The sequence below is a fragment of the Streptomyces sp. SID10853 genome, from assembly GCF_010548145.1.
GTDB lineage: Bacteria > Actinomycetota > Actinomycetes > Streptomycetales > Streptomycetaceae > Streptomyces.
In genome coordinates this window covers 1-12,118 of the sequence record NZ_JAAGLN010000213.1, presented here as the reverse complement: position 1 = coordinate 12,118, position 12,118 = coordinate 1, and the positions used below count along the sequence as shown (strand labels likewise).

Below are 12,118 nucleotides of genomic sequence, written 5' to 3'. Positions count from 1 at the left end.
TCGGCGGACTGGTCAACGGGGCGGTCGGCGGGCGCGCCCCCGACCGGCTGCGTCTCGGGCTGCTCGCCGCGGGCCTCGGGATCGCGCTGGCCGGCGCCGGGCTCGCCCCCGATCTCCCGGCGCTGGGTGTCGCCGCGGCCCTCGTGGGCCTCTTCGTGGCGCCCGCGCTGACGACCGCCTATCTGATCGCCGACGAGAGCGCGGCCCCCGGCACCCGTACCCGGGCCGGAGCCTGGGTCAACACCGCGGTGAACGCCGGGTCGACAGCGGGTACGGCTGCTGTCGGGGTTCTCGTCGGGCGGGCTCCGCTCGGCTGGTGCTTCGCGCTGGTGGCGGCTCCCGTCCTGCTCGCCGCGGCTGCGGCTCTGCTTTCCGCGGGCTCAGCCCTGTTCTCCGCGGGCTCAGCTCTGCTCTCCGCGGGCTCCGTTCCGCCCGGCCGGCCCCGGGTCAGTCGTCGTCCCCGTCGTCGTCGCCGTCGTGCTGGTGCCGGTTCAGGTGCTCGGATGTGACCTTGCCGGTGGTCAGGTCGATGTAGACCTCGTGCCGGGCGCCGTTGTGCGCTGTCACTTCGGCCTCCCAGCGGCCGTTGTCCAGTTCGACCGATGTGACCGTGCCCGCGACGGCTCCGCGGGCCGCTGCCGCGGCGCGGGTCGCGGTGACCGGGGCGCCCTTGCGGTCGTCCTGGTCGCCGCCGTCCGTGCGCGACGCGATGACCTTGCCGGTGCCGCGGTCCAGGTGGATCTCGTGCCAGACCTTGTCCTTGCCGTAGAGGTCCACCTCCCAGCGGCCGTGGTCCAGTTCGGCGGAGGTGACCGTGCCGGGTTCGGATGCCTGAGCCGCGTGGACCACCCGGTCGATCGTGGCCACGCCACCGCCGGAGCCGCTCGTGTTCGCGGCGGGGGTCCCCGTCCGGGCGGAAGCTGTTGTGGCGGTGGCCGCCCCCGAGGAGCCGGTGCCGCTGCCGCCGCCGTCCGCGAGGGCCACCCCGGTGGCCGTACCGCCCGCCGCGAGGACTGCCGCGGCGGCGATGCATGCGATCACGTAATTGCGCTTCATGAGGTTCCTCCGTAATGAGAGTGCGTCACCGGACAGCTCCCAATCTGCCGCGGGCAGGCTGAACGCAGCCTGAAGCCCCCTGAAGATCCCTTCAGCTTCGATTTGGGAAGCTGTCCCCATGCGCCTGTTGATCGTGGAGGACGAGAAGCGGCTCGCGGTGTCACTCGCCCGCGGACTCACCGCCGAGGGTTTCGCCGTGGATGTCTCGCACGACGGGCTCGAAGGGCTGCATCTGGCCAGTGAGGGGCCGTACGACCTGGTCGTGCTCGACATCATGCTGCCCGGCATGAACGGCTACCGGGTCTGCGCGGCCCTCAGGGCGGCGGGCCACGACGTACCGATCCTGATGCTGACCGCCAAGGACGGTGAGTACGACGAGGCCGAGGGGCTCGACACCGGGGCCGACGACTACCTCACCAAGCCGTTCTCCTACGTGGTCCTCGTCGCGAGGATCAGGGCGCTGCTGCGCCGGCACGCCGCAGGGCGGCCGTCGCCCGTACTCACCGCGGGCAGCCTCACGGTCGACACCGCCACCCGCCGCGTGCACCGCTCGGGCAACGAAGTCGCCCTCACCGCCAAGGAGTTCGCGGTCCTCGAACAACTCGTCGTACGCCGCGGTGAGGTGGTCGGCAAGCCGGAGATCCTGGAGCACGTCTGGGACTTCGCCTACGAGGGCGATCCGAACATCGTCGAGGTGTACATCAGCGCGCTCCGCCGCAAGCTGGGCGCCGACCTCATCCAGACCGTGCGCGGCGCCGGTTACCGGCTGGTCACCGGGTGAGGCGCGTCCTCGGCTCCGTACGCGCCAGGGCGGCGCTGGGCGCGACGGCGGTCGTCGCCGTCGCACTGATCGCCGCCGGAGTCTCCCTCCTGCTCGTCCTGCGGTCGAACCTCACAGGACAGACCGACCTGCGCGCCGAGATCGCCGCCCAGAACGTCGCGTCGCAGGTCGCCCTCGACGTTCCGTACCACAAGCTGCATCTGCCCGACTCCGACGAGAACCCGGTGCAGGTGGTCACCGAGGACGGCCGGCTGCGCGCCGCCAGTGACGACCTGGACGCGGTGACGGGGACGGCGACCACCGCGGTGCATCCGGTGCAGTCCGAGCACGACGACAGCGACGACCACGACGACAGCGACGACGATCACGGCCGCAGCGACGACCCGCCGCGCGGCAAGGTCTCGCACGACCACGCCCACTTCAGCGCGGGTACGGCCACCGTGGACGGTGACACCGCCGACTACCGGTTCGCCTCCGTCGAGGTGACCAACGGCAGCGACGACACCCTGATCGTGTACGCGGGCGCCCCGCTCACCACCGAGCAGAGCGCCGTCAGCACGGTCCGCGGTGCGATGCTCATCGGGCTGCCCGCCCTGCTGGTGGTCGTCGCGGGGGTCACCTGGCTGGTCACCCGCCGCGCCCTGCGCCCCGTCGAGGGGATCAGGCAGGAGATGGCGGCGATCACCGCGTCCGAGGATCTGGCCCGGCGGGTCCCGGAGCCCGGTTCGCACGACGAGGTCGCCCGGCTGGCCCGTACGACCAATGAGACCCTCACCGCCCTGGAGAAGTCCGTCGACCGGCAGCGCCGCTTCGTCGCGGACGCCTCGCACGAACTGCGCAGCCCCATCGCCAGTCTGCGCACCCAGCTGGAGGTCGGCGCCGCGCACCCGGAGCTGCTGGACGTCGACGGGGCGGTCGCGGACACCGTACGGCTCCAGGAGCTGGCCGCCGATCTGCTGCTGCTCGCCCGGCTGGACGCGGGGGAGCGGCCCGGCGCGGCGCGGATCGACCTGGGGGAGCTGGTACGCGAGGAGGCGTCGCGGCGGCAGACGGGCCGGGTGCCGGTCACCGTCCACGCCGTCGGCGGGCTCGAAGTGGACGGCTCGCGCGGACAGTTGGCCCGGGTCATCGGCAACCTCCTGGACAACGCCCAGCGGCATGCCCGCGCGGGCGTCGAGGTGTCCGTACGCAAGCGCGACGGGCGGCTCGTCGTGGAGGTCGCCGACGACGGGCCCGGGGTGCCTCCCGAGGAGCGTGAGCGGATCTTCGAGCGGTTCGTACGGCTCGACGACGCCAGGACCCGCGACGACGGCGGCGCCGGTCTCGGCCTGGCCATCGCCCGCGACGTGGCGCACCGGCACGGCGGGACCCTCACCGTCGGCGACGGCTCCGTCTTCGCCCTGGACCTGCCCGCTCCGCGTGCACGGGACGGCGCGGGGGCGCGGGCCGGCCGGCCCGGTTCGGACTGATCCCGGCCGGCGGGCCCAACGGAAGTCCCTACGGCGGTCCCTACGGCGGTCCCTACGGCGGTCCCTGAGGCGGTCCCTCACTAAGGCCGGCCGGCCGCCATCGGGAAACCGCGCAGCGCCAACGAAGCAGGCGGTGGCAGGGGCCCGTCGGCCGCATCGGCGCGGAACGACTGGAGCAGATAGGCCACCAGACGCCGGGAGGCCGCGGCGTCGTCCGGCAGCGCCGTCACCAGGCCGCAGTGGGCCACCAGGACAACGGCGAGGTCGGTCGGGTGGAAGTCGGCCCGCAACGCACCCGCCGCCTGGGCTCTGCGTACCAGGGTCATCAGGTCCCGCTCGGCGCGCTCCCGGGACTGTGCGTGGTCCGCGGCGCTGTCGGGAAAGGCCGCCACGAACGCGGCCGGGAACCCCCGCTCCTCCCGCTGGAGCCCGCAGACCGTCTCGACCAGCCGGCGAAAGCCCCGCCACGGGTCGGGGTCGGCCAGCGCGTCGGTGAGCGCACGCCCGCAGGTCTCCATCTGCTGGGCGAACGCGCCCCGCACCAGGGCGTCCCGGGTCGGGAAGTGCCGGTACAGCGTCGCTACGCCGACCCCGGCCCGGCGGGCCACGGCGGCCATCGGTGCCTCGATCCCGCGCTCGGCGAAGACCGCGCGGGCGGCGACGAGAACACGGTCCCGGTTGCGCCTGGCATCCGCCCGTACCGCGCCGGAGCCGCTGATCCGAGAGGAATCCGCCATCGCTGTCTCTCACTTCCGGGCCAAGTGGACGATCTCGTCCGGTCACGAGCCTACGGTCGACGCCGGACACCTCCCGTACGGCCCCGGCGGCAAAGGCAGAACGATGACCGATCGCATGATGAAGGCAGTGCTCTTCGACAGCTACGGCACCCCGGACGTGCTCTACGTGGGCCGGGTGGCACGCCCCGAGCCCGCACCGGGCGAGGTGCTCGTGCGGGTGCACGCGTTCAGTGTCAACGGCGGTGAACTGGCGGCCAGGTCCGGCCGTGTCCGCCTGCTGACCGGCCGGAAGTTCCCCCAGCGCGTCGGGCTGGACTTCACCGGCGAAGTCGTCGCGCTGGGCGCCGGAGCGGTGCGGGTCGCGGTCGGCGACCGGGTGTGGGGTGTCCTGGGGCGTACCTCCGGGTTCGGCAGCGCCGCCGAGTACGTGGCGGTGCCCGCCGGGCGGCTCGGCCCGGTCCCCGACGGCCTTGGCCTGGTGGACGCCGCCGCACTGCCGGTGGCCACCACGGCCGTCACCGCCCTGCGGGACAGAGCCGGGCTGCGCGCCGGCGAACGCCTCCTCGTACGGGGTGCGGCGGGCGGCGTCGGCAATGCCGCCGTACAGCTCGGACGGGCCTACGGCGCCGATGTCACGGCACTCGCACGCGCCGCCAACCTCGACTTCGTCCGCGGTCTCGGCGCCCACCGGGCCGTCGACCACCGGGCTGTCCCGCCGGGGGAACTGGGACGCTTCGACGTGGTCGTGGACACCGCGGGGAGCGATCTGCGGACTTTCCGGCATCTGCTGAACCCCGGCGGCCGCATGGTCACCATCGCTTTCGACCTGGCCCGGCCCGCCGCGTCGCTCGGCTACCTGGCGGCCAGCACGGTCCACGGACGCGGCCGGGTGCGCTTCTTCAGCGGCAACCCCGCACGGGAGGATTTCGACGACCTCGCCCGCCACGTGACCGAGGGGAAGCTGAGCCCGGCGGTGGACACCGTCTTCCCGCTGGAGGAAACGGCTGCGGCACACCGCGCACTTGAGGCGGGCGGAGTGCGGGGCAAGTACGTGGTCAGGGTCGCTCCTTAGCCGTAGCCGTAGCCGTAGCCGTAGCCGCTGCCGCGACAGGCATGGTTCCCGCCCCCGCCGCCCTAGCCCTTGCGGATTCCCCGGAGCTGATCGGCGACCGGTGTCAGTGAGTCCCGCAGCCCGGCCAGTGCCTCGGGTGTCAGCATGTCGATGAAGTGCCTGCGGACCGAGGCGACATGGTGCGGTGCGACCTTCTGCATGGTCTCGCCGCCGAGGTCGGTGAGGACGGCGAACAGCCCCCGCCGGTCGGACTCGCAGTTCTCCCTGCGGACCAGCCCGGCCTTCTCCATCCGGGTGATCTGGTGCGAGAGACGGCTCTTGGACTGGAGTGTGGCGGCGGCGAGGTCGCTCATCCGCATCCGCCTGTCGTCGGCCTCGGAGAGATTGACCAGGATCTCGTAGTCGTTCATCGTCAGGCCGAACGGCTGGAGGTCCTTCTCCATCTGGTACGTCAGCAGCCTGTTCACGTCCAGGTAGGTGCGCCAGGCGCACTGCTCCGCGTCGCTCAGCCAGCGGGTGGCCGTCTCGGTCTCCATAATGAGAATTCTACCTAAGAAGTTGAATGTTGGACAATTGTGGGGAGTGTCACCCTCCGGCGCGCACTGCGCCGTCACGCCGCGATCCCGCACCGCGATCCCGATCGCGACGGCGATCCGGTCCGGTGCGTATGCCGGGGGTTCAGATGTTCGACGTTACACTCCGCAGGCTATCGCTTACAGCCCGAAGCGGCGCTGAAGATCCCCGACCTGGCCGGGAAAGCGCGATCCTGGGCCGTTTTGGCCGGAACGGGGCCCCTGTCCACCGGGAATACCCGGTTCATCCGGCAAGGAGCCGGTCGGCTTCTCGGGCAGCAGCGCCTCGGTCGACTGCAGCAGCACCGTGCCGGCGCCCACGAACTCGAACTGGTGCTCCTCGCCCGATACGCCCCCCAGGCCGGTGAACGACCGGATCCCGCCCAGCACCCCCGTCATATAGGCGTGGTCGTAGTGGTGGCACGGCGAAGGGCAGTCGGCCCAGCCGACCAGCGCCTGCGGGTCGACCCGGATCGGCGGCTCCATGAAGACGACCGGACCGTTCGACGCGGCCACGAACTTCCCCGTACCGATCAGCGTCAGAAAGCCGGGCACGATCGACTGCTTCAGGGACAGCGACGGCTCGAACGCCAGCAGATTCCCCGAGCGGATGGTGAGGTTGCCGTCGTCCAGATCGAACGAGTTCACATCGAAGGCCCGGTCGGCGAGCAGCATCTTGCCCGAGCCCTCCGCCACCACCCAGTCCGCCGCGTGCAGCGGGGAGTGGAAGCTGCTGCGCAGCAGATGGTCGAAGCGGCCGTTGCCGAAGCCGTTGTAGTCGATCCGCCCGTAGTAGGCGATCATCTTGCCCTTCTGCAGGAACCACTGGCTGCCGCTGAGTTCCACACAGAACGTGTACTTGTTGACGTTGTCGTTGGCCGGCAGCGTCATCGGGTCGTGGACCACCGGTCCCGTCACAGCTTCTCCTCCGATGCCTGCACATAGACCGCGCCGCTGCCGGACAGTTCGAGCTGGAACGCCTCGCCCGAGCCGCGCCCCACCATCTCCCGCCAGCCGAGCGCCGCCGACAGCTTGTTCCGTACGTCCCCGTGGTGGGCGACGTACGCCTGCGGGTCCACATGCACCGGCGCCTGTGGGGTGATCGGCAGTTCCACGACACCCCCGTGCGCCATCACCGCCACCGCGCCGTGGCCCTTGAGCGTCGTGGTGAACAGGCCCTGCCCGGTGACCTGGCCGCGCACCATCCCCATGACCCCGCCCTGCGAGCCCATGAACATCGTGCCCTGCTGGAGCGAACCGTCGAACGCCAGCAGCCGGTCCGCCTCCACATAGAGGGTGTCGCCGGCCAGCGAGATCACCTGGATGTGGTGGCCGCCGTGCCCGAACATCACCGTGCCCTGCCCCTCCACCGTCATCAGCGGCGTCGCCTCATTGGCCACCCGCCGCCCGATCATGGACATCACACCGCCCTGACCGCCCTGGATGTTGGGGGTGAAGGTCACCTCGCCCCGGTACGCCAGCATCGCCCCGCGCTGGCTGTAGAGCTTCTGGCCGGGCACCACCGTGGCCTCGACCATCTTCGAGTTGATCTCGGTGAACGGCATCAGATCTCGCCCCCGACCGTGCTGCGCTCGCTGGGCTGCACATAGACGAGACCTTCGCCCTCGAACCGGATCTGGAAGGACTCGCCGGACCCCTCGCCCATGAACGTCCGGAAGCTGACCCCGGTCTGGAAGTGCTGCTGGAGACTGCCGGTGTGCGCGATGTACGCACCCGGGTCGACGAGCAGCGGATACTGCGGGCTGACCCGCAGGACGATCGCGGGGCCGTCCGACATCACGGCGGCCTGTCCGGTGCCTTCCACGGTCGTGGTGAACAGGCCGTTGCCTTGGGACGCGCCCCGCAGCCCGGTGAAGGTCGTGCCGGTGCGCAGCCCCGCGTCCGTGCAGAGGAGGTTGCTCGCCTCCACATGGAGCTTCTCGCCGTGCAGGGCGACGAGGTTGATCTCGGTGGCGCGGTCGGCGAAATAGCAGGTGCCCTTGCCCCGTACCTCCATCACACTCATCTGCTCGCCGGTGAGACGCCGGGTCACCATCCCGCGGAGCCCCTCACCGCCGCCGGACATCTTCTTGAAGGTCATCTGGCCGTCGTAGGCGACCATCGAGCCGTTCTTCGCTTTGACGGCGTCGCCTGTCATGTCGACGGCGAGCATCTTGCTGCCTTGGAGTCGGAACTGAGCCACGGTCCGAAGGTAACGGGCCGGGAGGGGGTGCGCACAGGGGTCCGGAGGCGTAGACGCACCCTGAAAGAGCCCTGATATGCGGGGCTGCCACAATGGTTCCGAGTTTGTGCGCACTTTCACAAGATCACGCTTCCGTGTGATCGTTGGCGCACGGTCCCGTTTCCCGCCGCCCGCTGCCGAAGGTTTCCTCCGTGGACATCAAGACCGCATCCGCAATCCGCCGCCTCCGCCTGGTCTCCGCCCCCGAGGCGGTCTCCTTCCTGCTGCTGCTCATCTGCTCGGTCCTCAAGCGGACCACGGACTTCAATGCGGTGCCGGTCATGGGCATGGTGCACGGGGTCCTCTTCGTGCTGTACGTGATCTTCTGGGCGGACGCCTGGAACCGCGCCAAGTGGTCCGCGGGCACCGGCATTCTCTACTTCGTGCTCTCGGTGCTGCCCACCGGCGGCTTCTTCGCGGAGCGCAAGCTGCGCCGCGAGGCGGAGAACGCGGTCATCGCCTCCCGCGCGCGCCGCGAGGGTGTGGTGGAGACGTCATGATCGTCGCCTTCTCGGTCTCCCCGCTGGGCGTCGGTGAGGACGTCGGTGAGTACGTCGCCGACGCGGTCCGTGTCGTACGCGAGTCGGGCCTGCCGAACCGTACGGACGCCATGTTCACCTCCATCGAGGGGGAGTGGGACGAGGTGATGGACGTCGTCAGGCGCGCCGTCCAGGCCGTCGAGGCGCGAGCGCCCCGGGTCTCGCTCGTACTCAAGGCGGACATCAGGCCGGGTGTCACCGACGGCCTGACCTCCAAGGTCGAGACGGTCGAACGGCATCTGGCGCCCTGACACGGGCCCGCGCGCCGGTCGCCCGCCCGGCCACCCGCCCCGCGGTCTCGCCCCCCGGCCCGCGGACCGAAGGGCGAGACGGGGCTGACCGTCATATGACCGGCCGGTAGGGTCGATGCCGTGCCAAAGCCGCTCAGCCTTGCCTTCGATCCCATCGCGCGCGCCGACGAACTCTGGCAGCAGCGCTGGGGCCCCGTGCCCTCGATGGCCGCCATCACCTCGATCATGCGCGCCCATCAGATCCTGCTCGCGGAGGTCGACGCGGTCGTCAAGCCGTACGGGCTGACGTTCGCGCGCTACGAGGCGCTGGTGCTGCTCACCTTCTCCAAGGCGGGCGAACTGCCGATGTCCAAGATCGGCGAGCGGCTGATGGTGCACCCCACATCGGTGACGAACACCGTCGACCGGCTGGTGAAGTCGGGTCTGGTCGACAAGCGCCCCAATCCGAACGATGGGCGGGGCACGCTGGCCTCCATCACCGACAAGGGCCGTGAGGTCGTCGAGGCGGCCAGTGCGGACCTGATGGCGATGGAGTTCGGGCTGTCCGCGTACGACGCGGAGGAGTGCGGGGAGATCTTCGCGATGCTCAGGCCGCTGCGGGTGGCGGCGGACGACTTCGAGGAGTAGGCCGGGCGGGGTCCCGGCGCGGACCCGCCCGCGGTGCCGGCCGAAGTGGCAACCCCGCCGAAGATCGCCCAAAGCGCCCGGATACGCTCGACTCCATGAAACGAAGCGTGCTGACCCGCTACCGCGTGATGGCCTACGTCACCGGTGTGCTGCTGGTCCTGCTGACCCTCGGCGTCATCGCCAAGTACCTGCTGGACATCAACGGGGCGACCGGTTTCGTCAGCATTGTCGGCATCGCGCACGGCTGGCTGTACGTGGTCTACCTGATCTTCGCCTTCGACCTCGGCTCCAAGGCGAAGTGGCCGGTGGCCAAGCAGATCTGGGTGCTGCTCGCCGGTACGGTCCCGACCGCGGCCTTCTTCGTCGAGCGGAAGATCTCCCGCGAGCTGGAGCCCCGGATCGCCCAGCCCGCGCCGGTCGCCGCGAAGGCGTAGCCGCCAAGGCTTCATACGGCGTATTTACGGCGTAATACCGCCGCCCGCACGATGTGCGGGCGGTCTCCCATCGACATTTACTAGGACGTCCTAGTAAATTCGAGGGTATGGACGCTCACGCCATTGAAGAAGGCCGCCGCCGCTGGCAGGCCAGGTACGACAAGGCACGCAAGCGGGACGCCGATTTCTCCACCCTGTCCGGCGACCCGGTGGACCCGGTGTACGGGCCCAGGCCGGGGGACACGTACGAGGGATTCGAACGGATCGGCTGGCCCGGTGAGTATCCGTACACCCGCGGCCTGCACCCCACCGGCTACCGCGGCCGCACCTGGACGATCCGGCAGTTCGCCGGGTTCGGCAACGCCCGCCAGACGAACGAGCGCTACAAGACGATCCTCGCCAACGGCGGCGGCGGTCTCTCGGTCGCGTTCGACATGCCGACGCTGATGGGGCGCGACTCGGACGAGCCGAAGGCGCTCGGCGAGGTCGGCCACTGCGGGGTCGCCATCGACTCCGCCGCCGACATGGAGATCCTCTTCCAGGACATCCCGCTCGGCGATGTCACCACATCGATGACGATCAGCGGCCCGGCCGTGCCGGTCTTCTGTATGTACCTGGTCGCCGCCGAGCGCCAGGGCATCGACCCGGCGGTGCTGAACGGGACCCTCCAGACCGACATCTTCAAGGAGTACATCGCGCAGAAGGAGTGGCTCTTCCAGCCCGAGCCGCATCTGCGTCTGATCGGCGACCTGATGGAGCACTGCGCCGCCGCGATCCCCGCGTACAAACCGCTCTCGGTGTCCGGCTACCACATCCGTGAGGCGGGCGCGACGGCCGCGCAGGAGCTGGCGTACACCCTGGCGGACGGCTTCGGCTACGTCGAACTGGGCCTCTCGCGCGGGATGGACGTCGACGTCTTCGCGCCCGGCCTGAGCTTCTTCTTCGACGCGCATGTCGACTTCTTCGAGGAGATCGCCAAGTTCCGCGCTGCGCGCAGGATCTGGGCGCGCTGGATGAAGGACGTCTACGGCGCGCGGACCGACAAGGCGCAGTGGCTCCGCTTCCACACCCAGACGGCCGGGGTCTCGCTGACCGCGCAGCAGCCGTACAACAACGTCGTACGGACCGCGGTCGAGGCGCTCGCCGCCGTACTCGGGGGCACCAACTCGCTGCACACCAACGCCCTGGACGAGACGCTCGCGCTGCCGAGCGAGCAGGCCGCCGAGATCGCCCTGCGGACGCAGCAGGTGCTGATGGAGGAGACGGGCGTCGCCAATGTGGCGGACCCGCTGGGCGGCTCCTGGTACATCGAGCAGCTCACGGACCGCATCGAGGCCGACGCGGAGAAGATCTTCGACCAGATCAAGGAGCGTGGCCTGCGGGCCCACCCGGACGGGCAGCACCCGATCGGCCCGGTCACATCGGGCATCCTGCGCGGCATCGAGGACGGCTGGTTCACCGGCGAGATCGCCGAGTCCGCCTTCCAGTACCAGCGCTCGGTCGAGAAGGGCGACAAGCACGTCGTCGGCGTCAACTGCCTGCACGGCTCGGTCACCGGCGACCTGGAGATCCTCCGGGTCAGCCACGAGGTGGAGCGCGACCAGGTCCAGGAGCTGGCCGGCCGCAAGGCGGCCAGGGACGACGCCCGGGTGCGGACCGCGCTGGACGCGATGCTCACGGCCGCCAGGGACGGTTCGAACATGATCGAGCCGATGCTGGCGGCGGTCCGGGCGGAGGCGACGCTCGGCGAGATCTGCGGGGTGCTGCGGGACGAGTGGGGCGTCTACACGGAGCCGCCCGGGTTCTGACCGGGGAGCGCGGCTGGGCCCGGGAGAGTCCCTCCCGGGCCCTTTGCGTACCTGTCCGCGGTCCGGTTTCCGTGCCCTTTCCGTGCCTGTCCGCGGTCCGGTTCCCGTGCCTGTCCGCGGTCCGGTTCCCGTGCCCGTCCGCGGTCAGGTTCCCGTGCCCGGACGCGCACTGGTGGTTACCTCTGCGACAGAGCTAAAATGGCCCCGTGGCCACGGACGAGTTCCCCGAATCGCTCGCCGATGTGCTCGCCGGTGTGCACCGGCTGGTGCGGCGGCGGCTGCGGCGCGGGCTCACCGCGCCGCCCCTGCGGGGGGCCCAGGCGGAGCTGCTGCGGCTGGTCGGCGGGCGGCCCGGGATCCGGGTGTCCGACGCGGCCAGAGAGCTCTACGTGGCGGGCAATTCGGTTTCCACGCTGGTCAACCAGCTGAGCAGAGCGGGGTATCTGACCCGGGAGAGCGACCCCGACGACCGGCGTTCGGTGCGGCTGCGGCTTACCCCTGCGGCCCACGAAAGGCTGCGTGACTGGCAG

The 12,118-nt window shown here is 70.6% G+C and carries 15 protein-coding genes and 1 pseudogene; 10 read left to right on the top strand and 6 right to left on the bottom strand.

The features are described 5' to 3' along the window. Positions 1–509, top strand: a pseudogene (locus tag G3I19_RS28820) (hypothetical protein); the annotation flags it as partial. Here G3I19_RS28820 and G3I19_RS28815 read toward each other — a convergent pair. Then, complete coding sequence (locus tag G3I19_RS28815) at positions 448–1,056, bottom strand: PepSY domain-containing protein (protein WP_164266654.1); 609 nt, start codon at positions 1,054–1,056, stop codon at positions 448–450. The pseudogene G3I19_RS28820 and the gene G3I19_RS28815 overlap by 62 nt on opposite strands. Before the next feature lie 118 nt (positions 1,057–1,174). Here G3I19_RS28815 and G3I19_RS28810 point away from each other — a divergent pair, with 118 nt between their 5' ends. Beyond that, complete coding sequence (locus tag G3I19_RS28810) at positions 1,175–1,837, top strand: response regulator transcription factor (RefSeq protein WP_164266653.1); 663 nt, start codon at positions 1,175–1,177, stop codon at positions 1,835–1,837. After that, entirely contained in the window at positions 1,834–3,306 is a 1,473-nt protein-coding gene (locus G3I19_RS28805; protein WP_164266652.1) for a HAMP domain-containing sensor histidine kinase, read from the top strand. The genes G3I19_RS28810 and G3I19_RS28805 overlap by 4 nt, the downstream gene beginning before the upstream one ends. Before the next feature lie 80 nt (positions 3,307–3,386). Here the strand turns inward: G3I19_RS28805 and G3I19_RS28800 are convergent, their stop codons facing one another. Then, positions 3,387–4,043: a TetR/AcrR family transcriptional regulator gene (locus G3I19_RS28800; protein ID WP_164266651.1), complete on the bottom strand. Its 657-nt coding sequence runs from the start codon at positions 4,041–4,043 to the stop codon at positions 3,387–3,389. Between the two features lie 103 nt (positions 4,044–4,146). Between G3I19_RS28800 and G3I19_RS28795 the strand changes: the two genes are divergently transcribed. Further along, the gene (locus G3I19_RS28795) at positions 4,147–5,115 is read left to right on the top strand and encodes an NAD(P)-dependent alcohol dehydrogenase (RefSeq protein WP_164266650.1); all 969 of its coding nucleotides are present in this window, start codon (positions 4,147–4,149) and stop codon (positions 5,113–5,115) included. Positions 5,116–5,177: 62 nt separating this feature from the next. Here the strand turns inward: G3I19_RS28795 and G3I19_RS28790 are convergent, their stop codons facing one another. The 4 genes from G3I19_RS28790 to G3I19_RS28775 form a co-directional block, all read right to left on the bottom strand. Then, positions 5,178–5,651 (bottom strand): MarR family transcriptional regulator, encoded by a 474-nt coding sequence (locus G3I19_RS28790; RefSeq protein WP_164266649.1) that lies wholly within the window; start codon positions 5,649–5,651, stop codon positions 5,178–5,180. A 177-nt stretch (positions 5,652–5,828) separates the two neighbouring features. Beyond that, complete coding sequence (locus G3I19_RS28785) at positions 5,829–6,605, bottom strand: AIM24 family protein (RefSeq protein ID WP_343235242.1); 777 nt, start codon at positions 6,603–6,605, stop codon at positions 5,829–5,831. Continuing rightward, positions 6,602–7,252: an AIM24 family protein gene (locus tag G3I19_RS28780; RefSeq protein WP_164266648.1), complete on the bottom strand. Its 651-nt coding sequence runs from the start codon at positions 7,250–7,252 to the stop codon at positions 6,602–6,604. Before G3I19_RS28780 ends, G3I19_RS28785 begins: the two co-directional genes overlap by 4 nt. Further along, on the bottom strand, positions 7,252–7,890 hold the full coding sequence (locus G3I19_RS28775; RefSeq protein WP_164266647.1) for an AIM24 family protein: 639 nt from the start codon (positions 7,888–7,890) through the stop codon (positions 7,252–7,254). Before G3I19_RS28775 ends, G3I19_RS28780 begins: the two co-directional genes overlap by 1 nt. Positions 7,891–8,081: 191 nt before the next feature. Here G3I19_RS28775 and G3I19_RS28770 point away from each other — a divergent pair, with 191 nt between their 5' ends. The 6 genes from G3I19_RS28770 to G3I19_RS28745 form a co-directional block, all read left to right on the top strand. Next, positions 8,082–8,429, top strand: a complete 348-nt coding sequence (locus G3I19_RS28770) for a DUF3817 domain-containing protein (RefSeq protein WP_164266646.1) — start codon at positions 8,082–8,084, stop codon at positions 8,427–8,429. Next, on the top strand, positions 8,426–8,719 hold the full coding sequence (locus tag G3I19_RS28765) for an MTH1187 family thiamine-binding protein (RefSeq protein ID WP_164266645.1): 294 nt from the start codon (positions 8,426–8,428) through the stop codon (positions 8,717–8,719). The genes G3I19_RS28770 and G3I19_RS28765 overlap by 4 nt, the downstream gene beginning before the upstream one ends. A 120-nt stretch (positions 8,720–8,839) precedes the next feature. Next, positions 8,840–9,346, top strand: a complete 507-nt coding sequence (locus G3I19_RS28760; protein ID WP_164266644.1) for a MarR family transcriptional regulator — start codon at positions 8,840–8,842, stop codon at positions 9,344–9,346. A 95-nt stretch (positions 9,347–9,441) separates the two neighbouring features. Continuing rightward, positions 9,442–9,780, top strand: coding sequence for a DUF3817 domain-containing protein (locus tag G3I19_RS28755; RefSeq protein ID WP_164266643.1), 339 nt, complete (start codon positions 9,442–9,444; stop codon positions 9,778–9,780). Positions 9,781–9,887: 107 nt separating this feature from the next. Continuing rightward, the gene (locus G3I19_RS28750) at positions 9,888–11,588 is read left to right on the top strand and encodes a methylmalonyl-CoA mutase family protein (protein WP_164266642.1); all 1,701 of its coding nucleotides are present in this window, start codon (positions 9,888–9,890) and stop codon (positions 11,586–11,588) included. A gap of 206 nt (positions 11,589–11,794) precedes the next feature. Next, positions 11,795–12,118 (top strand): MarR family transcriptional regulator (locus G3I19_RS28745; protein ID WP_164266641.1); only part of this gene is annotated, 324 nt, incomplete at its 3' end.

Coding starts and splice junctions, on each gene's coding strand:
- G3I19_RS28800 (WP_164266651.1), bottom strand. CDS start 4,043: ATGGCGGATTCCTCTCGGATCAGCGGCTCCGGCGCGGTACGGGCGGAT.
- G3I19_RS28815 (WP_164266654.1), bottom strand. CDS start 1,056: ATGAAGCGCAATTACGTGATCGCATGCATCGCCGCCGCGGCAGTCCTC.
- G3I19_RS28755 (WP_164266643.1), top strand. CDS start 9,442: ATGAAACGAAGCGTGCTGACCCGCTACCGCGTGATGGCCTACGTCACC.
- G3I19_RS28765 (WP_164266645.1), top strand. CDS start 8,426: ATGATCGTCGCCTTCTCGGTCTCCCCGCTGGGCGTCGGTGAGGACGTC.
- G3I19_RS28790 (WP_164266649.1), bottom strand. CDS start 5,651: ATGGAGACCGAGACGGCCACCCGCTGGCTGAGCGACGCGGAGCAGTGC.
- G3I19_RS28780 (WP_164266648.1), bottom strand. CDS start 7,252: ATGCCGTTCACCGAGATCAACTCGAAGATGGTCGAGGCCACGGTGGTG.
- G3I19_RS28750 (WP_164266642.1), top strand. CDS start 9,888: ATGGACGCTCACGCCATTGAAGAAGGCCGCCGCCGCTGGCAGGCCAGG.
- G3I19_RS28795 (WP_164266650.1), top strand. CDS start 4,147: ATGACCGATCGCATGATGAAGGCAGTGCTCTTCGACAGCTACGGCACC.
- G3I19_RS28810 (WP_164266653.1), top strand. CDS start 1,175: ATGCGCCTGTTGATCGTGGAGGACGAGAAGCGGCTCGCGGTGTCACTC.